Source organism: Embleya sp. NPDC050493, assembly GCF_044458105.1.
In the GTDB taxonomy this organism is placed as follows: domain Bacteria; phylum Actinomycetota; class Actinomycetes; order Streptomycetales; family Streptomycetaceae; genus Embleya.
In genome coordinates, this window is sequence record NZ_JBITHP010000015.1 from 108,851 (window position 1) to 130,283 (window position 21,433).

Sequence of the window (21,433 nt, forward strand, 5' to 3'; positions counted from 1 at the left end):
CCGGAAAGTCGACAGGAGCAGGCGCGACCTGCCACATCCGGTTTGGGACGCAGAGCCCTGCTCGCGACCGGAGCGGCGCTGGCCGCGGCGGTCGGCGCGGCGGCGGAACCGAAGGCGAGCCGACCACAGCGCCGCGACACCGCGTCCGGCGCCCCGCCGGCGGCCGCGATCCCCTTCCACGGCCCGCGCCAAGCCGGTGTGACGGGGCCTCAGTTACCCGCCACCCACATACTCTCCTTCGACATCCCGCCGACGACCGCCGGCGCGGACCGCGAGACGCTGCGCAACATCCTCACCGAACTGACCCACACCCTGTCCGGCGCGGCCGCCGGCACACTGCCCGACCCGCGCCTGCACACCGGAGAACCGACCCGCCTCGCCTGCGTCGTCGGCGTCGGCCCCGCCCTCGCGACCCGCCTCGCCCTGAACGTGCCCGCCGAGCTGGCCGACCTGCCCGCCTTCCCCGGCGACCGCCTGGACCCGGCCCGCAGCAACGGCGACATACTCCTCCAACTCTGCGCCGCCGACCGCTGGACGCTCACCATCGTCGCCGAACTGGCCACCGCCGCCGCACAGTCCGCCGGCGCCGTCCCCCGCTGGACCCAATCCGGCTTCCTGCCCCACACCCCACCGGGCATCACCCCGCGCAACCTCTTCGGCCTCAAGGACGGCACCGCCAACCCCGACGACCCGACCGCCGGGCGCTGGGTCTGGGGCCCACCGGGAGCCCACGAACACGCGACCACCCTGGTGTTCCGCAAAATCCACATGGACGTAGCCGGCTTCGCGGCCATCCCCCAAGACCACCAAAACAAGATGATCGGCCGCCGAGCCACCGACGGCGTCCCCTTGACCGGCACCACCGAACACGACGACCCGGACATCTACGCCAAGCACCCGGACGGCTCCTACGTCATCCCGGTCACGGCCCACGTCCGCCTCACCAGCCCCCGCCTCGACGCCGGAGCCCGCATGCTCCGCCGCAGCTACAACTACGACGACGGCCCCACCGACCGCGGCCTGCTCTTCTGCGCCTACATGCGCGACCCGGCCCTGTTCACCCGCGTCCAGACCCGCCTGTCGGCCCGAGACGCCCTGAACCCATTCCTCGAACACCGCTCATCGGCAGTGGCCTACATCCTCCCGGGCACCCCCGAGGGCGAACCCCTCGGCGCCCGTCTCCACGCCTGAGGAACAACACAGGGCCCGGGTCGGAAACGTACCGACCCGGGCCGGATGACCCCGGTAACCTATGCAGATCCGACGCGGGTCACGCAGGATCGGACTGCCCGATCGGGCGTCGCCACCATTCCGTGGACTTGAAACACCCCATGAGCCAGTGCGCTTCCGCGGTATTGAGAATGACGTTGCCGATCGACGGAATCGGTTCGAAGCGAAGCATCCGCTCCTGAACGGGCACCGGGTCCCAGTCCAGGTCGTGGTGAAGAAGAACCGCGAACGGCTCGCCACGCCGCTGCCAGAAGACCATGGGCTCGCCGTACTCGTTCTGGAACGGCTTGACGATGTCCTCGGGAGCGAATTCGACATCCGCCATGTCCGCCCACCTGCCGACACCCTCGCGTTCTCGAATCAGATAGTGGCGCATGCCCTCCACGAATGCGTCGATGTGCGCATCGTTCAACACGAAGTGCCGGGAGACGACGATGGACTTCGGCGTCTTGCGCAGCGCACGAGCCCGACGGAGCTGACGGGTCGCGTTGGCCCAGAAAAGGCCGCCTCGCTCGGGATCGTGCACCACACAGAGCACCGGGAGGCTGCCGTCACGCCAGTTGCTCCCGTGGTCACCGACGGGAATGCGGTGACCCTTTCTCGTTCGTGTCGAGACGCCGCCCTTCACCTGAATGGCCAGGGAATCCTCCGTCCGCTGTTCATTCCGGACGAAGGTGACGTGCAGATCCTCGCCGTGGTCGTTGCCACCGTCGATCTCCTGCACGATGTGGCCGTGCCGCTCCAGCAGCGCCCGGACCTCATTGACAGCCATGCGCGCGACGCGCCGACTTTCCGGCACCTTCGGCATCCAGCCCCCCACCCGGACCAGCAGAAAACCCCAGGTCGGCAGCCTGCCCGACCTGGGGTTTCACGGAGCCGCCTAAGGGAGTCGAACCCTTGACCTACGCATTACGAGTGCGTCGCTCTAGCCGACTGAGCTAAGGCGGCTTGTCTCTCCACCTCGAAGGTGGCGACAGGGAATGAGTGTACACACCCGTCGGGGTGGTCCACACGCGCGTTTGTCGGGGGTCAGCGGCAGGTCTTGCCCTTGGTGGGGACGGTGCCCTGGGTGAGGTAGTCGACCACCGTGCGGTCGATGCAGTCGCTGCCTCGGCCGAAGGCGGTGTGGCCGTCGCCGTCGTAGGTCAGGAGGGTGCCGGAGGCCAGTTGGCCGGCCAGGGATTGGGCCCATGTGTATGGGGTGGCCGGGTCCCGGGTCGTGCCCACCACCAGGATCGGGGCGGCGCCCTCGGCCCTGATCGGGTGTGGCCGGCCGGTCGGCGGGATCGGCCAGGAGGCGCAGGTCAGGCCGGCCCAGGCGAGGTTGCGGCCGAAGGTCGGCGAGTCGGCCAGGTAGCCGGGCAGCTCGCGCTCGACGTCCTCCCGGGACGTGGCGGCCGGCGGCGCGTCCAGGCAGTTCACCGCCGCGTTGGCGGCCATCAGGTTCTTGTACTTTCCGTCCGGGCCGCGCTCGTAGTACTGGTCGTTGAGTTCGAGCAGCGGTTGCCCGTCGCCGCGCAGTGCCGCCTCCAGCGCCTGCCGCAGGTCCGGCCACTGGTCCTTGGAGTACAGCGGCGACAGGATGCCCGTGGTCGCGATCGACTCGGTGACCCTGCGGGTGGCGTCGCCGGGCAGCGGGCGCGCGTCGAGTTGTTCGAGCAGGCCGCGGATCTTGGCCAGGCCGGCCGCGCGGGTCGCGCCGAGCGAGCACGAGCCACCGCCGACGCAGTTGTCCAGGAACGCCGCCAGCGCCGTCTCGAAGCCGCCGCCCTGCACCTTGTTGGCGGCCACCGCCGACTGGCTCGGATCCATCGCGCCGTCCAGGACCAGCCGGCCGACCCGGCTCGGGTACAGCTCGGCGTAGGTCGCGCCGAGGAAGGTCCCGTACGACGCGCCCACGTAGTAGAGCTTCTCGTCGCCGAGGGCCGCACGCAGCAGGTCCATGTCGCGCGCCGCGTCCACGGTGCTCACGTGGCCCAGCAGATCGCTCGACCTGTTTGCGCAGGCCCGCCCGTAGGCGCCGGTGCCGTCCAGCCAGGCCTGCTCCTCGGCGGGGGTGTCCGGTGTCGCGTCGAGCTGGGTGAAGGTGTCCATCGCGTTGTCGGTCAGGCAGCCGATCGCCGTGCTGCGGCCGACGCCGCGCGGGTCGAAGCCGACGATGTCGAAGCGCTTGCGCAGGTCGGCCGGATACCTGAGGGCCGCGTACTGGGCGAAGTCCAGACCGGAGCCGCCCGGACCGCCCGGGTTGAGCACCAGCGAACCGATGCGATTCGGGCCGCCGGCGGGCTTCTTGATCACCGCGAGCTTGATCTTCGGGCCGTCCGGCTTGGCGTGGTCCAACGGCACCTGGAGCGTGCCGCACTGGAAGCCGCCGGTACACGCGGTCCACCCGATCGGCTCGACCGCGGCGGTCGGCGGCGCCTTGTCGGTGGGCGTGCCGTCCGGGTCGGCGGTCGCGGGCGCCTTGGCGGAGTCCGCGACCCGGTTTGGTGATTTCGCCGACGATCCCGACTCGCAGCCCGCCACCAGGAGCAGGCCGACCACCGCCGCGACGACCCTCGCGCACGAACCCCGCATCATGCGACCCGCTCCTCAGCTAGCCCAGTACGACCGTGCACCTCAGGGGAGGGTAACCACGCAACCCGGCGATACTCCCGACGACGCGACGACGCGGTCCCGCGGTCCCGCGGTCCCGTGGTCACGCGGTCACGCGGTCACGCGGTCACGCAGTCACGCAGTCACGCAGTCACGCAGTCACGCGGTCACGCGGTCACGCGGTCACGCGGTCACGCGGTCACGCGGTCACGCGGTCACGCGGTCACGCGGTCACGCGGTCACGCGGTCACGCGGCAACGCAGCCGCCCGATCAACTACACCGCTTCCCCTTCGCCGGCATGGTCCCCCGCAGCAGGAACCCCTCCACCGCCCCGTCCACGCACGTGCTGTTGCCGCCGTACGCCGTGTGCCCCTCGCCCTCGAAGGTCAGCAGCGTCGCGTCGGCCAGCTGGCTCGCCAGCTTCTCGGCCGAGGCGTACGGCGTGGCCGGGTCACCCGTCGTCCCGACCACCAGGATCGGCGCGCTGCCCTGCGCGCGGATCGTGTGCGGCTTCGCCGGCGACTTGAACGGCCAGTCCTCGCAGCTCTGCCCGGTCAGGTCCTCGGCGGTGACATCGCGCGACAGCAGCGGCGCCTCGGCCTTGAGCCGGGTCAGCGCGGCCTGTACCTGCTGCGGCGTCGGCGCGTCCCCGGACCCGTCCGCACAGCCGATCGCGATGAACGCGTCCGAGCTGTTGTCGTAGTGCCCTTCCTCGTCCCGCCCGTTGTAGTTGTCGGCGTAGAACAGCAGCGCGTCCGGCGACTTGCGCACGATCGCGTCGGCGAGCGAGTCGCGCAGGTACTTCCACGCGGTGTCCTTGTCGCCGTAGAGCAGGCTGATCACGCCGGTCCAGCCCAGGCTGGAGGTGAGCTTGCGGCCGCCCCGGCCGGTGAGCGGGTTCTCCTGCAGACCGTCGAGGAAGTCGGCGGCCCTGGTCGGCGCGGTCTTCGGGTCGTTGCCGAGCGCGCAGCCCGAACGCCCCGCGCAGTCCTCGGCGAAGCGGCGCAACGATCGGTCGAAGCCCACCTGCTGCTCGACCGACGCACTCAGGTTGTCCGCGGCCGGGTCCACCGCTCCGTCCAGGACCAGTCGCCCGGTGCGGCTCGGGAAGCGTTCCGCGTAGGTGGCGCCCAGGTAGGTGCCGTAGGAGAAGCCGATGTAGTTGAGCTTCTCGTCACCCAGGGCCGCGCGCAGGACGTCCATGTCGCGTGCGGCGTTGTCGGTGCCGACGTAGGGCAGCAGTTCGCCGGACCGGCTCTGGCACTCCGCCGCGTAGGTCTTCTCCCGTTCCTTGGCCCGCGCCTCGGCCCGGACCGGATCCTCGGGCAGGTCCTCCGCCACGTACGCGTCCCGCTCGGCGTCGGTCATGCACTTCACCGGCGCGCTGCGTTCGACCCCGCGCGGGTCGAAGCCGATCAGGTCGTAGGCGTCCTGGAGCGGCTTGCCGATGGTGTCCTCGGCCATCCACCACGCCGCCTCGACCCCGGAGCCACCCGGACCGCCGGGATTGAGCAGCAGCGAGCCGATCCGCTGCCCGGGCTTGCCCGCGGTCTTGCGGGTGACCGCGATGTCGATGGTCTTGCCGGTCGGCCGGGAGTAGTCGAGCGGCACGGTGAACGTCGCGCAGCGGAACGCCTTGGCCTGGCTGCGCTCGTCGGGGTCGTCGCTCTCGCACGCCTTCCAGGCGGGCTGCTGGGTGTAGAAGCGCGTCAGCCGGGGATCGGGGTCACCGGGCGTGGCCGGTCCCTTGGCACCGGCCGCGGTGGGCCGGGCCGGGCCGGATCGGGCGCCACCCGCGGCATCACCGAGATCGGACGCGACCGTACAGCTCGCGACTGTCGCGACGGCGAGCGCGACCGGAATCGCACGGCCGAGGAGTCCCACCCGGGATATTCGTTTCACGCGTACTGCCTACCATCGAACGGACACTCACGCACGAACGGTACGCGGCGGGCCCGGGCCACGCGCGCCCGCCCCGGGGCGCCCGGTCCGATCCCGCCGCGTCGCGTCATGCCGCCGGGGTCCGGGTGTTGCGCCCCAGGAAGGCGAGTGCCTCGGGCAGTTGACGCACTATGTCGCCGGAGGCTCCGCCGGCGCCCGGGATCGCCTTGACCGACGTCGGCGCCTTGGCCTTGGCGGCGAATTCGCTGCCCGTGCTGCCGGTGTGACCGGAGAGCAGGATCTGTACGTCGGGCCGCGCGTCGAGCAGCCTGACCGGGTCGTTCGCCGTCTTCGCCGCCGCATCGGCGCCCCACAGCGGGGACTTGAGCGTGGTCCGGCCGGACAGGCTGACCGCCGCCGCGTAGTACTGCGGGTACTGCAACGCGTACTTGACCGAGCACAGGCCGCCCGAGCCGTCCCCGATCAGCGCCCACGAGGCGCGGTCGGCACTCGCGCGGTAGGTCGCCAGCACCGCCTCGCGCACGTCCTCGTTGTGGAAGGTGGCCATCTTCGGCCCGTTCGGGATGTCGCTGCACTCGGTGTCCTTGGCCGCCGTCCGACCGGCTTCCGCATCCTGCTTCGAGTACGGCATCAGTTCGGGCGCGACCACGATGTACGGCGGGACCGTACCGGCCTCGATGGCCGCCGCGAGCTTGGTCAGGAACGGCACGGAGTCGTCCACGAAGCTGTTCGACTCGATGCCCGGGAGCGCGGACTGGGTGACCAGTACGGGGTAACTGCGACCCTGGTTGGCGGCGTTGTCGTAGCCCGGCGGCAGCCAGACCCACACATCGGCGGTGACTCCGGACCGGCCGCCCGCGAGGGTCGTCCTGTTCAGCGTGCCACCGGACTTCGCGCCCACCTTGGTGAACTTCTGTGGCGCGGCCTTGGGTTGGGCCGACGTGGCGGACGGTTCGACCGACGGGTCGGCGCCGGTGGAGGACGCTACGTTCTGCTTGTCGTCGTCGGAGATGCCCTTGTACGCGAAGGTGCCGCCGACACCCGCCGCGACCACGGCCAGCGCGAGCAGCCCGATGCCCAGCGGCGAGCGCACCCCACGCTTACGACGAACGGACGCCGGGTCGGCCCCGATCGGCCGGGGCTCGGCAACGCGCATCGACTCGTGTCGAGCCAGACCCGCGGGCGCGGACGAGGTGAGCTCCACCGGCGCGAACGGCAGCGGCGCCTCGGCTCGAATCCGGGGCGACTGCGAAGCACTCGTCCGCTCGGGCGCGTTCGTCGACTCGGCCGCACGGACCCGCGCGGCCGGAGCGACGGGCGCATCGGGCGCAACGGGCGCGATCGGCCCGGGCCGGCTCGACGTCCCACCCCGCACCTCGGCCGGCGTCGACATGGCGGCCCGGAACCCCGGTTCGCCCCTCGGACCGGCCTTCGGTCGCGCCGGAACCTCCGTTGGATCGGCCTTCGCACCGTCCGTCGGACCGGCTGTCGAATCGGTTGCCGAATCAGCTGCCGAATCGGTCGACGAGAGGCTCTCGGCCGGGTCGGCCGCACCACGCGACTTGCGCGCTCTCAGCACGAGAACGACAACCGCCCCGAGGGTCACCGCGATCAGCAGACCTTTGAGCGTCCTGGTCACGGAACGCAACCCCGCACCGTCCTTCCGAACCTCACCAGCCACAATGTTCCCGCGAACTCTCCCACGATGACGTCCGAGCGGGGGTTCCGGGTTCCGCCCGAAGAGCACCTCCGCTCCAAGGAGTGAAGGCCCGAACCGAACACACCCGCAAACAACCGGACGGCCTTCCGACGCACCCGTCGAGCGGACGACCGAACGGGCCGAGCGCAGCGCACGAGCAGCACGAACACGGACCACGCCGACCCCACCCGACCACCGAGCGGACGCGCGACGCGGCAGTCGGCCGAGCCGGCGCCGAGGCCGGGAAGCGCTCGCCCCGACCGACCGGCCTATCCCGTCCGCAGTGTCAGCACCATCGCCTCGACGGCCAGCAGGGGCGCCACGTTCGCGTCGATCGCCCGCCGACAGGCCAGGATCGCCTCGATCCGGCGCAGTGTCGCCTCCGGGGTGGAGGAGCGGGCGATCGTGTCCAGGTCCGCGCGCAGCACGTCGTTGGCCAGGGGCACGGCCGCGCGCAGTTGCAGTGCCAGTACGTCCCGGTAGAACGCGGTCAGGTCCACGAGTGCCCGGTCCAGGCAGTCCCGCTGGGTGCGGGTGGCCCGCTTCTTCTGCTTGTTCTCCAGTTCCTTCATCACGCCGGCCGTGCCGCTGGGCATCCGGCCACCGCCGACCGCCCCCAGTGCGGCCCGCAGATCCTCGGTCTCGCGACCGTCCAGGTCCGCCGCGACCTGCTTCGCGTCCTCGGCGGCGGCGTCCACCAGCCGTTGTGCCGCGGCCATCGCCAGGCCGATGTCGCCGACCACCATCGGGATCCGCAGCACGTCGGCCCGGCGTCCACGCGCCTGTTCGTCCAGTGCCAACCGGCGTGCGCTCTTGATGTCGCCGCCGGACGCGGATGCCGCGAACGCAGCCATCGCCGGGTCGATTCCGTCCCGGCGCATCAGCAGATCGGCCACCGCGCCGGCCGGAGGCGTACGCAGTGCCACATTGCGACAGCGCGAGCGGATCGTGGGCAGCGCGTCCTCCAGGGACGGTGCGCACAGCAGCCACACGGTACGGTCGGCGGGTTCCTCGATCGCCTTGAGCAGTACGTTGCCCGCGCCCTCGGTGAGCCGGCCGGCGTCCTCCAGGATGATCACCTGCCAGCGCCCGCCCGCCGGCGTCATGGCCGCGCGGCGGACCAGGTCGCGGGTTTCCTTGACGCCGATCGAGAGCAGTTCGGTGGCGACCACGTCGACGTCGGCGTGCGTCCCGGTAAGCGCGGTGTGGCAACCGTCGCAGTGCCCGCAGCCGGGCTCGGCGCCCAGGGCCAGGTCCGGGCTGACGCACTGCAGCGCCGCCGCGAACGCCCGCGCGGCGGTCGCCGTGCCGACCCCGGGCGGGCCGGTGAACAGCCACGCGTGGGTCATCCCGCCGACGCCCTCGCCCGCGAGGACCGCCCGGGCGGCGCCGGCGGCCGTGCGCAGTTGCTCGGCGACGCGATCCTGCCCGACGAGGTCGTCCCAGACGGTCACGCGCTCTTGTCTCCTCGATCCGGTGTACCCCCGATACGACCGTACCGGGGTGACGTGACAATCGAGGCCACGTCACCCTCGGACGGACCCGACCGAGGCCGGGCCGTCGGAGCCCGACCGCCGGAGCCCGACCGACGACCGGACCACCAGGCCCGCCCGAGGGCCGAACCGACACTCCGCGGCCGACGACCGGACCGACAAGACCCACCCGACGACCGGACGCCAGGGCCGTGTCAGGCCCCGGCGTCAGACCCCGTGATCAAGCCCCGTGATCAGGCCCGGGCGTCAGGCCTTGTTACGACGCCAGCGCCGCTTGCGCCCCGGCTCGCCCGACTCGTCGGGCGTACCCGCGTCCGCCGCTTCCGCGTCGTCCGCGTCCGGGCCGGCCGTCCACGGCCCGAGCAGGTCGTCGGCCAGTGTGTGATCGCCCGGCTCCGCCGGCGGCGGCACGACCGTGGGCAGTGCGTGCGTCTCGTCCAGGTTCACCTGCGGGATCTCCCGGGTGTCCTCGGCCGCCTCGCGCAGTCGGATCTGCTGCAACTCGGTGGTGTCGGCGTCGTCCGCGGGCGGCTTCGGGATGCCGTGTACGGGCGTGTCCGCCATCGACGGGTCCGGCCGCCGGATCCCGTGCACCGGCGTCTCGACCATGTCGCCGTCCCGGGAGGGACCCGCCTCCGCGGCCAGCGCGGCGGCCTCCTGCGCGGCGCGGGCCTGGGCGGACGCCGCGGCCTCGGCCGCACGCGACGCCTCCCGCTCGGCCCGGCGGCGATCCGACTCGGCCCGGCGCAGCGCGTCCTCCGCCCGCCGGCGCTCCTCGGCGGCCCGGCGCTCGTCGGCGACCCGGATCGCCTCCTCGGCCCGCATGCGCTCGACGTCGCGGGCCGCCTCGGCCTGCAACCGGTCGCGCTCCTCCTCGGCCAACCGCTGCCGCTCCAGAGCCGCCTCGCGCTCCTCCTCGGCATCGGCCCTGGCCTGCTCGGCCTGGAGCGCGGACGCCTCCTCCAGCCGGCGGCGCTGCTCGTCGCGGCGCTCGGCCTCCTCCTCGGCGCGCACCCGAGCCTCCTCGGCCCGGGCCTTGGCCTCCTCGGCGACCCGCTGCTGCTCCTCGGCCCGGCGCTCGGCCTCCAGCGCGAGCCGACGGCGCTCGGCCTCGGCGTGCAGCCGGGCCTCCTCGGCCGCCTCGGCCGCGGCACGGGCCCGCTCGTCCGCCTCGGCGGCGATCCGGCGGGCCTCCTCCTCGGCGTGCCGCTGCTCCTCCTCGGCCAGCCGCGCGGATTCCTCCTCCAGCCGGGCCTGCTCGGCCTGGCGCTGACGCTCCTCGCTCTCCGCCCGCAGCCGGGCGATCAGCGCGGCCTTCTCCGCGTCCCGGGCGGCCTGCTCGGCCTTGCGCCGGGCGTCCTCCTCGCGCATGCGCTTGGCCAGCTCCAGCGCCTGGCGCTTCTCCTGCTCGGACAGCGGCAGTTCGCGGTCGAGCCGGTGCCGGATCGGCGTGGTGACCGCGTCCGGCTCCTGGTCGGCGTCCACCACCAGGTAGCGGTCGGGGTCGTGCGCGGCCAGGTCCAGGAACGCGTGCCGCACCCGCAGGTGGAACTCGCGCGGCTCGGACTCCAGGCGGTCGGGCGCCTCGGTGAAGCGGCCGTGTCCCACCGAGGGGTCCAGGTCGAGCAGGATGGTCAGGTCGGGCAGCAGCCCGTCGGTGGCCCAGCGCGAGACCCGGCCGATCTCCCGCGCGCCCAGGCCGCGACCGGCGCCCTGGTAGGCGATCGAGGAGTCGATGTAGCGGTCGCTGATCACGATCGCGCCGCGCCGCAGGGCGGGCAGGATCACGGTCTGCACGTGCTCGGCGCGGTCCGCCGCGTACAGCAGCGCCTCGGTGCGCGGGTCGACCGGAGCGCCGTCCAGGTCGAGCAGCATCGCCCGCAGCCGCTTGCCGACCTCGGTCGCGCCGGGCTCGCGGGTGACCACGACCTCGTGTCCCTTGGCCCGGATCCAGGCCGCGATCGCGTTGGCCTGGGTCGACTTGCCCGCGCCCTCGCCGCCCTCCAGGGCGATGAAGAAGCCGGTGGCTCCGGCCGGTCGGCCGGTGATGTGGTCCTCGTTGCGGGTGGCCGCGGCGAGGTCGCGCAGGATCGGCACGCCGCGCCGGTCGTCCACGCTCAGCAGCGCGACCCAGCCCAGGATCACCACGAACGCGCCCGTGCCGGCCAGGACCAGCGCGGCTCCGTTGTAGTCGAAGGTGAACCGGTCCGCGATCACCCACGAGCGCATGCCCAGGTAGCCCGCGGCGATCGGCCCGGCGACCAGCGCCACGAACAGCACGATCCGCACGATCAGTTGCGCGAACGCGAACGCCCGGGCCCGCAGGTCCTCGCCGAAGTCCAGGCCGTACATGGTGTATCCGGTGACCCACGCGACGCCCGCGAACACGCCGAGCACGGCGGCGAGTACGGCGGCCACCACCACGTTGGCGACCGCGGCCAGGATCAGCAGGGTCAGTCCGGCGAACATCACCGCCATGCCGTACAGCCGACGTCGGCTGAACGCCGGCACCACCCTCGGGCCCCACAACATGCCCGCGCTGACGCCCGCGATGAGCATCAGGAACACCGTGCCGTAGGCCGCGTTGCCCGCATGCAGGCCGGCCACCAGCAGCGGAGCGGTGGCCACCAGCGCGCCGCCCGCCAGGAACAGCGCGATCATCCCGACGATCAGGCCGCGCGCGGTGCGCCCGTGCCCGAACACCCTGCGGCCGTCGGCGAGCACCTTGAAGGGGTTGGGTCGCCGGGTGCTGACCGAGCGGCCGCGGGTGGGCATCCGGATCAGGAAGGCGAACACCGAGGCGAGCAGGAACACCGCGCCCGCGGTGTAGCAGGCCAGGTTCGAGGGGTGCTCGACGAACATCGACACGTCGTGCGAGAAGGCGGTGCCGATCAGCGCGCCGAGGATGAACAGCAGCGCCGCCGCCGGGGCCGCGCCGTAGGAGGTGACCAGGTTGAACTGGTTGGCGGTGCCCAGCCGTTGGCGCGGCACCAGGTTGGGCACGGTGGCGTCGCGGGCGGGTCCGGCGAGCGCGCCGACCACACCGACCACCGCGGTCGCGCCCCAGACCCACCACAACTTGTCCACGAACGGCACGGACACGAGCACCAGGGCCCGGATCACGTCGCACGTCACCAGCGTCCAACGCCGGTCGAGGTGGTCCACGATCGCGCCCGCCACCGAGGAGACCACGGCGGCCGGCAACATCCGCAGCGCGAACACCACCGCGACCGCGGTGGCGTGCTTGCGGTAGTCGCCCTCGACGGTCCACAGCGCGGCCGAGGTCAGCGCCAGCAACGCGAGCCAATCGCCCAGCGCGGAGGCCGCGACCGCGAACCAGAAGCGGCGGAAGGGGCGGATGCTCAGCACGCCCCCGATGCCCTCTGTCGGTTCGACCTGACGGGGCGGTATCGCCGAATCCGGCGCTTGCTGCTCCGCGTGCGTCATACGGAGAACCCTAACGTCGTCACCTGACGGGAAACGGCAACCTCGGCCGGATCCCCCGTGCTCCGGCGGCGGACCGTAGCACAGGGCCCGATGTCGTCGCCGGAACCGACCGAGGCGGCGCCGGATCCCGCCGGCGCCGCCTGGTCGAAACGTACCGAGATATCCCTACCTCAGTCTTGTCGCCTCACGCCTTGTCGGCCGCGTTCTTCGCGCCGGCACTCGCCGTCGCCTTCGCGGCGGCCGACTTCGTGGTCTTGCCGTCGGCGGCCGGCTTCTTGGCCGCCGTCTTCTTCGCGGCGGTCTTCGTCGCCGTCGCCTTCTTCGCCGGGGCCTTCTTGGCCGCCGCCTTCTTGGTCGTCTTCTTCGCCGGGCCCTTGGCCCGCTTGTCCGCGAGCAGCTCGTAGCCCCGCTCGGGGGTGATCGTCTCGACCGAGTCGTCCGCACGCAGCGTCGCGTTGGTCTCGCCGTCGGTCACGTACGGGCCGAACCGGCCGTCCTTGACCGTGACCGCCTTGCCGCTGACCGGGTCGGTGCCCAGTTCCTTCAGCGGCGGCTTGGCCGCGGCCCGCCCGCGCGCCTTGGGCTGGGCGTAGATGGCCAGCGCCTCCTCGAGGGTCACCGTGAACAGCTGGTCCTCGGTCTCCAGCGAGCGCGAGTCGGTGTCCATCTTGAGGTACGGGCCGTAGCGACCGTTCTGCGCGGTGATCTCGGTACCCGTCTCCGGGTGCTTGCCCACCACGCGCGGCAGCGTGAACAGCTTGAGCGCGTCGTCCAGGGTGACGGTGTCCAGCGCCATCGACTTGAACAGCGACGCGGTGCGCGGCTTGGGGCCGTTCTTCGCGGCGGCCTTCTTCGCGGTCTTCTTGGCCGGCTTGGCACCGTCCGCGGCCGGTGCCGGGGCGGCGGGCGCCTCGGGCTCGGGCAGCACCTCGGTCACGTACGGGCCGTAGCGCCCGTCCTTGGCCACGATCATGTGCCCGCTGACCGGGTCGATGCCCAGCTCGTGGTCGCCGCTGGGCTTGTCGAGCAGTTCCTCGGCCTTGGCCACGGTCAGCTCGTCCGGCGGCAGGTCGTCCGGCACGTCCGCGCGCCGCTCGCCGCGCTCGACGTAGGGGCCGTACCGGCCCACACGCAGCACGATGCCCTCGCCGACCGGGAACGAGTTGACCTCGCGGGCGTCGATCGAGCTGAGGTCGGTGACCAGGGCCTTGAGGCCGCCGAGGTGGTCCTCGTCGGGCCGGCTCTCGTCGCCGAAGTAGAACCGGCGCAGCCACGGCACGGCCTCGGTCTCGCCGCGCGCGATCCGGTCGAGGTCGTCCTCCATCTTCGCGGTGAAGTCGTAGTCGACCAGCGTGGCGAAGTGGCCCTCCAGCAGGCCGACCACGGCGAAGGCGAGGAAGGAGGGCACCAGCGCGGTGCCCTTCTTGAAGGTGTAGCCGCGGTCCAGGATGGTGCCGACGATCGACGCGAACGTCGAGGGGCGACCGATCTCCCGGTCCTCCAGCTCCTTGATCAGCGACGCCTCGGTGTAGCGGGCCGGCGGCTTGGTCGCGTGGCCCTCCGGGGTGAGCTCGTCGGCGCTGAGCGCGTCGCCCTCGGTGACCATCGGCAGCCGCCGCTCGCGGTCGTCCAGCTCCGCGTCCGGGTCGTCCGAGCCCTCCACGTAGGCCTTGAGGAAGCCGTGGAAGGTGATGATCTTGCCGCTCGCGGTGAACTCGGCGTCGCGCCCGGGCAGGTCCGCGCCCTGCGCGATGCCGCCGATGCGCACGGTCACCGACTGGCCGACCGCGTCCTTCATCTGCGACGCGACGGTGCGCATCCAGATCAGTTCGTACAGCCGGAACTCGTCGCCGGACAGCCCGGTCTCGGCCGGCGTGCGGAAGCTCTCGCCCGAGGGACGGATCGCCTCGTGCGCCTCCTGCGCGTTCTTGACCTTGCCGGCGTAGACCCGCGGCGCGTCCGGCACGTACTCGGCGCCGTACAGCTCGCGCACCTGCGCCCGGGCGGCCGTGACGGCCGTCTCGGACAGCGTGGTGGAGTCCGTACGCATGTAGGTGATGAAGCCGTTCTCGTACAGCTTCTGGGCGATCTGCATGGTGCGCTTGGCGCCGTAGCCGAGCTTGCGCGAGGCCTCCTGCTGGAGGGTGGTCGTGCGGAACGGGGCGTACGGGGAGCGGCGGTAGGGCTTGCGCTCGACGGCGCGCACGGTGAACGACGCGGATTCCAGCGCCGCGCTCAGCGCACGGGCGCCGGACTCCTCCAACTGGAGCACGCCGGCGTTCTTGAGCTTGCCGTCCGGGCCGAAGTCGCGACCGGAGGCGACCCGCTTGCCGTCCAGCGAGACCAGGCGCGCGTTCATCGTGCTCGGGTCGGTGGGGTCGCCCGCCCGGCCGGTGCCGAACACGCCCAGCAGGTCCCAGTACGAGGCCGAGGTGAACGCGCGGCGCTCCCGCTCGCGCTCGACCACCAGGCGGGTGGCCACCGACTGCACGCGGCCGGCCGACAGGCGCGGGCCGACCTTCTTCCACAGGACCGGCGAGACCTCGTAGCCGTAGAGGCGGTCGAGGATGCGGCGGGTCTCCTGCGCGTCGACCAGTCGCTGGTTCAGCTCACGCGGGTTGTTCACCGCGTTGCGGATCGCGTCCTTGGTGATCTCGTGGAACACCATGCGGTGCACCGGCACCTTGGGCTTGAGCACTTCCAGGAGGTGCCACGCGATGGCCTCGCCCTCGCGGTCCTCGTCGGTCGCCAGGAAGAGTTCGTCGGCGTCCTTGAGGAGCTTCTTCAGCTTGGCGACCTGGGACTTCTTGTCCGCGTTGACCACGTAGATCGGCTCGAAGTCGGCGTCGACGTCGACCCCGAGTCGGGCCCACGGCTTGCCGGCGTACTCCGCCGGTACCTCGGCGGCGCCGTTGGGCAGGTCGCGGATGTGTCCCACGCTCGCCTCGACCACGTAACCGGGGCCGAGATAGCCCTTGATCGTTTTCGCCTTGGCCGGGGACTCGACAATGACGAGTCTCAGGCCGTCGCGCGCGGTCTCGCTGCTCGGGGACACCTTCGCTTCTCTCTCCATCGTCGTCGGCAGCGGCCGTGCCCGGTTGGGCAAGGCCGTACTCGGGGATTCGTATTCACATTGCGGTTGCCGGGTGGCGGAGCGTGACCGGGAGTCGGCCCCGTGTGTCAAACCGGTTCTGCTCGGCTTGTCACGGAGTCGTCCCGAGGCCGCCGTCCGACCGGACCGTCCCCCGGATCCGGCGATTCGCTCCGACGTCCGCGTCCCTCGCCCCTCGAACGGTAACGCGCGCATCGCGGTTCCCGCCTCCCGACCCCGTTGGTTCGCGGTCGAGCTGGAAGCCGCCGCCTCCATACAACACATTTTCTTGGCAACGGCAAGGAGCATCCTGTGGGGACAACACCTGCGACTGTACAGGCGTGCTGCCCCGGATCACGGTGCACCGGCCCAAGCCGCGCTCAGTCGGTGGGGTCGGGCCGCTCCCCGGCAGGCTCCCCGACCTCGGGGAACAGCAGGAATCCGTCGGCCACCAAACCGCGCAGTTCGCCGGGTACGGCATCGCGCAAGCGGGCCGGATCCTCGTCGAGCAGCTCGGCGATCGCGTCCACGATGACGCCGGCCGGAAGCCGGCCGTCGCTGGCTCCGGCCAGCGCCGCGCCGACGGTGTCCACCCGGTCCGCCCGGCACATGCCGCGCCGCTGACGCAGCACGACCGCCTCGGGGTCCTCGGCGCCCGGCGCGCCGGTCTGCTCCTGGACCACGTGGTCGGCGAGCCGGAAGGCGACGTCGAGCAGGCCGTCGTCGTCCGTCCGGGCCAGCGCGTCCTGTCGGCCGAACCAGGCGTGCACCTCCGCGCCGAGCGGTTGTTCGATCGCGTGCGGCCAGTCCTCGATGTGCACGTTCGGCGTGTCGGAGCCCGACGCACGCAGCGTGATCCAGCCGAATCCGATGCCCTCCACGCCGTCCCGCTCGAACGCCGCCAGCCAGGCGTCGTAGCGTTCGGCGTACGCGGCGCCGTGGTGGTCACCCGAATCGCGCAACCACAGCTCGGCGTACTGCGCCGGGTCCTGCACGTCGCGCTGGACCACCCAGGCATCGCAGCCGGTGGGCGCCAGCCAGGCGGCCAGCCGGTCCTGCCAGTCCCGGCCGCGCAGGTGCTGCCAATTGGCCAGCAGCTGGCAGTAGCCGCCGTCGTTGAGGAACCGCGGCGCCTGCGCCACCAGCAGCCGACACACCTCGTCGCCGGGCAACCCCGCGTCGCGGTAGGTGTACCGCTCGCCCACCGGAGTGATCACGAACGGCGGGTTGGACACGATCAGGTCGAACCGCTCGCCCTCGACCGGCTCGAACAGGCTGCCCTCGGCCAGGCCGACGTTGCCCACCCCGGACAGCGCCATGGTCAGCCGGGTCAGGTCGAGCGCCCGCTTGTTGACATCGGTGGCCAGCACCGAGTCGGCGTGTCGCGACGCGTGCAGCGCCTGCACGCCACACCCGGTGCCCAGGTCCAGCGCGCGGCCCACCCGCTCGCGCACGGTGATGCCGGCGAGCGTGGTGGACGCCCCGCCGATGCCCAGCACGTGATCCGCCCGGACCGGGCCGTTGACCCCGCCGATGCCCGCGCCGAGGTCGGACACGACCCACCAGTCGGTGTCCGCCTCGCCGTAGGGCCGGATGTCCACCAGCGGCCGCACCTGGTCGCCGTCCTGCTCCAGCAGCCCCCCGGCCAGCGCCTCGGCCAGCGGGAGGGCGCGCCGTACGTGCGCCTCGGGCGCGGGCGTCTGCAGCAGGAACAGCCGGATCAGCACCGCGAGCGGGCTCGCCGCGTCCGCCCGCAGGGCACGCAGCGCCGGCACGGTCTCACCGCGCGACAGCGCCGCGTATGCCTGGGGGCCGAGGGCGTCGAGGCAGCCGTCGACGGTGTAGCCGGCCGCGATCAGGGCCTCGCGAAGTCGGGCCACCTGGGAGGTGTCGTTCATCGTCACGCGCACCATCCTGCCTCGTGCGCGCCGGGGCGGCGGTCAGCCGGCCGGTGCCGTGCCGGTCGGCGGGGCCGAGGAGGACTCCGCGCCGGCGCTCGGCGGCGGGCTGCTCGGCGCGGTGGAACCGGTCGAGGACGCGCTCGGCGAGGTGGACTTGTCCGGCGCGGGACTGGAGGCACCGGCGCTCGGCGTCGTGCTCTTCGTGGGCGCCGAGGTGACCGGGGTGGTCGGGATGGCGTCCGGCTTGCCCGCCGCGCACCCCGGCACCGCCGCGAGCGCCTTGCCGGCCTCGCCGCGGTGCAGCCTGTCCAGGGCCGTGTGCGAGGACGCGCGCAGCCCGTCGATCTCCGGGTTCAGCGAGCGCAGCCCGTCGGCGAACTCGTTCTGCTTCTCGATGGTCAGGCCCTCGACCTTGGCCTGGATCCCGGCCCAGCCCTTGGCCGCGTTGCGCAGCTCCGCGACCACCGAGGTGCGCAGCGTGGCGCCGTCGGCGACCGCGGGTATGCCCGCCTTGTCGATCGCGTCGGCGAGCGCGTTGTCCGCGTCGGCGAGTCGGGAGATGTCGGCCGCCAGCCGGGTGCGCAGGGTCGCGGGCTGCTCGTTGGGGATCACCTTCCCCACATCCGCCAGCGCCACCCGGGACTCGTCGATCCGCGCCGTCACGTCCACCGCGCAGACCTTCGCGGCCCAGGCCCGCAGTTCGGCCTGCTTCTTCTTGTTCTCGTCGTTCTTGTCGTCGCCGCCGCCGCATGCGGTCAAGGCCGATGCCAGGACCAGCGCGGAGACCACCAGGAACTTCCTCGACACGCTTTCCACCTTTGCTCGGAGCCGGACGCAGACTCGCACAGCGCAAAGGTGTTCGGCCAAACGTGCACTCTGCCCGCGGCACGGGCGCGGTTCCGGTTTCTCCGGTTCCGCGCCCGTACGTACCTCGGGTCGGATCAGGCGGCCGCCTTCGTCGCCCGCTCCTCGTGGTCGCCCTCGTCCTCGCCGACGACCACCGACTTGCGCTTGCTGTACCAGACCGCGCCCACGATCACCACGATCGAGAAGGCCGCCGCCAGGGCGCGCAGCGCGCCGTTCTCGTCCGCGCCGATGCTCAGCTTGATCACCGCCGGCGCGATCAGCAGCGACACCAGGTTCATCACCTTGAGCAGCGGGTTGATCGCCGGTCCGGCGGTGTCCTTGAACGGGTCGCCGACCGTGTCGCCGATGATCGTGGCCTCGTGTGCGGCGGAGCCCTTGCCGCCGTAGCTGCCGTCCTCGACCATCTTCTTGGCGTTGTCCCACGCGCCGCCGGAGTTGGCCAGGAACACCGCCATCAGCGTGCCGGTGCCGATCGCACCGGCGAGGAACGCCGCGAGCGGGCCGATGCCCAGGGTGAACCCGACCGCGATCGGGGCCATCACCGCGAGCAGTCCGGGGGTGGCCAGCTCACGCAGCGAGTCGCGGGTGCAGATGTCCACCACTCGGCCGTACTCGGGCAGTTCGGTGCCGTCCATGATCCCGGGTCGGGTCCGGAACTGGTTGCGCACCTCGAACACCACCGCGCCCGCGGCCCGGGAGACCGCGTTGATCGCCAGGCCGCTGAACAGGAACACCACGGCCGCGCCGAGGATCAGCCCGACCAGGTTGTTCGGCTGGGTGATGTCGGTGGAGAACGCGAACGAGGTGAGCTTGGAGGCGTCCGCGAGTCCGCCGGCCTCGTCCACGGCCGTGCGCACGGCGTCGCGATAGGACCCGTACAGCGCGGTCGCCGCGAGCACGGCGGTCGCGATGGCGATGCCCTTGGTGATCGCCTTGGTCGTGTTGCCCACCGCGTCGAGCTCGGTGAGCACCTGGGCACCCTCGCCCTCGACGTCGCCGGACATCTCGGCGATGCCCTGCGCGTTGTCGGAGACCGGTCCGAAGGTGTCCATGGCCACGATCACCCCGACCGTGGTCAACAGGCCGGTGCCCGCGAGTGCGACCGCGAACAGCGCGAGCATGATGATCCCGGCGCCGAGCAGGTACGCGCCCAGCACCGCCACCGAGATCAGCACCGCCGCGTACACCGCGGATTCCAGGCCGAGCGCGATGCCGGACAGGATCACCGTGGCCGGACCGGTCAGCGAGGTCTTGGTGACATCGCGCACCGGTCGCCGGCTGGTCTCGGTGAAGTAGCCGGTCAACTGTTGGATGACCGCCGCGAGCACGATGCCGATCAGCACCGCGACCAGCGCGAACACACGCGGGTCGGCGTCGTGCGCGAGGATCTCCTGGTCGCTCAGCCCGTCCAGATCCGAGAACTTGCTCGGCAGGTACAGGAACGCGGCGCCCGCGACCAGAACGAGCGAGATGATCGCCGAGACGAAGAAGCCCCGGTTGATCGCGGTCATGCCGCTGCGGTCGCCCGGCCGGGGCGCGACGGTGTAGATGCCCACGATCGCGGTCAGCACGCCGATCGCGGGCACGATCAGCGGGAAGACCAGGCCCGCGTCGCCGAAGGCGGCCTTGCCCAGGATCAGCGCGGCGACCAGGGTGACCGCGTACGACTCGAACAGGTCCGCGGCCATGCCCGCGCAGTCGCCCACGTTGTCGCCGACGTTGTCGGCGATCGTCGCGGCGTTGCGCGGGTCGTCCTCGGGGATGCCCTGTTCGACCTTGCCGACCAGGTCCGCGCCGACGTCGGCGGCCTTGGTGAAGATGCCGCCGCCCACGCGCATGAACATCGCGAGCAGCGCGGCGCCGAAGCCGAAGCCTTCGAGCACCTTGGGGGCGTCCTCGCGGTAGAGGATCACCACGAGCGCGGCCCCGAACAGGCCCAGGCCGACCGTGAACATGCCCGCGACGCCGCCGGTGCGGAAGGCGATCCGCATCGCCGCGTCCCGACCGGCGTTCCCGGCCCGGGCGGCCGCCGCGACGCGCACGTTGCTGCGCACCGCGAGCCACATGCCCACGTACCCGGTGACGGCCGAGAAGACCGCGCCCACCAGGAAGAAGATCGAGCGGCCGATCCGCTCGTTCCAGTCGTCCGCCGGCAACAGCATGAGCAGGAAGAAAACGCCCACGGCGAACACCGCGAGGGTGCGGAACTGACGGGCCAGGTAGGCCGCCGCGCCCTCTTGGATCGCACCGGCGATCCGGCGCATGGATTCGGTGCCCTCGTCGGCGGCGAGCACTTGACGCACGAGTCCGGCGGCGACGCCCAGGGCACCGAGGGCGATCACCGCGACGATCACGACGTAGGTGAGGTTGCCGCCGGAGACGGAGACGTCCGCGGCGACGGTGAGTTCGGAGGGGTGGATCCCGGACATTCGTCCTCCTTGGCTAGGAGCACTTTCAGATCGGGACTTCTCAATGCGAAAGGAGTGTATGCAAATGATCAAGATCAGACCATGGGAATCGCCATGATCAGATCAAATTACCGATGAAATCCGGGCGTGATTCCCAAAATCGGCGTGTCGATCCGGAATCAGGTTTTACGACCCGAAAAAGGGGATACACGAGAACGCCGAAATCGCCCCCGGGCATCCCGGAGGCGATGAGGGTCGTACGGAGTGGGGCTCGGTCAGCCCACGGTCTCGGCGGACTTCGCGCCGGAGGGCCACGACATGCGGATCACGCCGCCCTCGGCGCCGGTCCGCACGTCGAGGTCGTCGACCAGGCCGAGGATGACGGCCAGGCCCATCTCGTTCTCGATCAGTTCCAGGCCGGAGCCGTTCGCGGACAGGTCGGGCACCATTCCGGCGCCCTCCGCGAGGCCCGCCTCGGTCAGCGCCGGCTGTGGCACGCCGTCGTTGACCTCGATACTGAAGCGGCCGTTGCCGTCGTCCAGGGTGACCGTGACCGGGCGGTCGTCGTCCACCCGGTCCTGGTGCATCCCGACGGCGCGGGAACACGCCTCGCCGACGGCGAGACGCACCTCGTCGAGCACCGTCTCAGCAACCCCCGCGCGCCGCGCCACGGCGGCGGCGACGAGCCGCGCCGTGCGGACGTGTTCGGGCAGCGCGCTGAAGCGCAGCTCGACGATGGCCATGGTTCCCCCAGCCGTGCGAGCACCCGCCCGGGCCGGCGCGGGTGCGGTGTGCGTCC

12 protein-coding genes and 1 tRNA gene are annotated in these 21,433 nt (G+C 71.9%); 1 reads left to right on the forward strand and 12 read right to left on the reverse strand.

Annotated elements, in window-relative coordinates:
- The first annotated feature begins 42 nt into the window (after nt 1–42).
- Nucleotides 43–1,191, forward strand: coding sequence for a Dyp-type peroxidase (locus tag ACIBM5_RS26930; RefSeq protein ID WP_396009184.1), 1,149 nt, complete (start codon nt 43–45; stop codon nt 1,189–1,191).
- 79 nt (nt 1,192–1,270) lie between these two features.
- Here the strand turns inward: ACIBM5_RS26930 and ACIBM5_RS26935 are convergent, their stop codons facing one another.
- From ACIBM5_RS26935 to ACIBM5_RS26990, 12 genes are all read right to left on the reverse strand, one after another.
- Nucleotides 1,271–2,038, reverse strand: a complete 768-nt coding sequence (locus ACIBM5_RS26935; RefSeq protein ID WP_396009185.1) for a DUF4365 domain-containing protein — start codon at nt 2,036–2,038, stop codon at nt 1,271–1,273.
- A gap of 66 nt (nt 2,039–2,104) precedes the next feature.
- A tRNA-Thr gene (locus ACIBM5_RS26940) sits at nt 2,105–2,178 on the reverse strand.
- An 81-nt stretch (nt 2,179–2,259) separates the two neighbouring features.
- Complete coding sequence (locus ACIBM5_RS26945) at nt 2,260–3,810, reverse strand: alpha/beta hydrolase (protein ID WP_396009186.1); 1,551 nt, start codon at nt 3,808–3,810, stop codon at nt 2,260–2,262.
- A gap of 286 nt (nt 3,811–4,096) precedes the next feature.
- Nucleotides 4,097–5,728, reverse strand: coding sequence for an alpha/beta hydrolase (locus tag ACIBM5_RS26950; RefSeq protein WP_396009187.1), 1,632 nt, complete (start codon nt 5,726–5,728; stop codon nt 4,097–4,099).
- 106 nt (nt 5,729–5,834) lie between these two features.
- On the reverse strand, nt 5,835–6,932 hold the full coding sequence (locus ACIBM5_RS26955) for an alpha/beta hydrolase (protein WP_396009188.1): 1,098 nt from the start codon (nt 6,930–6,932) through the stop codon (nt 5,835–5,837).
- 764 nt (nt 6,933–7,696) lie between these two features.
- Entirely contained in the window at nt 7,697–8,881 is a 1,185-nt protein-coding gene (locus tag ACIBM5_RS26960; protein ID WP_396009189.1) for a DNA polymerase III subunit delta', read from the reverse strand.
- 285 nt (nt 8,882–9,166) lie between these two features.
- Entirely contained in the window at nt 9,167–12,367 is a 3,201-nt protein-coding gene (gene tmk, locus ACIBM5_RS26965) for a dTMP kinase (protein WP_396009190.1), read from the reverse strand.
- A 184-nt stretch (nt 12,368–12,551) separates the two neighbouring features.
- On the reverse strand, nt 12,552–15,422 hold the full coding sequence (gene topA / locus ACIBM5_RS26970; protein ID WP_396009191.1) for a type I DNA topoisomerase: 2,871 nt from the start codon (nt 15,420–15,422) through the stop codon (nt 12,552–12,554).
- Between the two features lie 416 nt (nt 15,423–15,838).
- Nucleotides 15,839–17,371 (reverse strand): methyltransferase, encoded by a 1,533-nt coding sequence (locus ACIBM5_RS26975; protein WP_396009192.1) that lies wholly within the window; start codon nt 17,369–17,371, stop codon nt 15,839–15,841.
- Between the two features lie 27 nt (nt 17,372–17,398).
- Nucleotides 17,399–18,166: a hypothetical protein gene (locus tag ACIBM5_RS26980; RefSeq protein WP_396009193.1), complete on the reverse strand. Its 768-nt coding sequence runs from the start codon at nt 18,164–18,166 to the stop codon at nt 17,399–17,401.
- Between the two features lie 134 nt (nt 18,167–18,300).
- Entirely contained in the window at nt 18,301–20,655 is a 2,355-nt protein-coding gene (locus tag ACIBM5_RS26985) for a sodium-translocating pyrophosphatase (protein WP_396009194.1), read from the reverse strand.
- A gap of 254 nt (nt 20,656–20,909) precedes the next feature.
- Complete coding sequence (locus ACIBM5_RS26990; protein WP_396009195.1) at nt 20,910–21,377, reverse strand: ATP-binding protein; 468 nt, start codon at nt 21,375–21,377, stop codon at nt 20,910–20,912.
- Nucleotides 21,378–21,433: the final 56 nt, after the last annotated feature.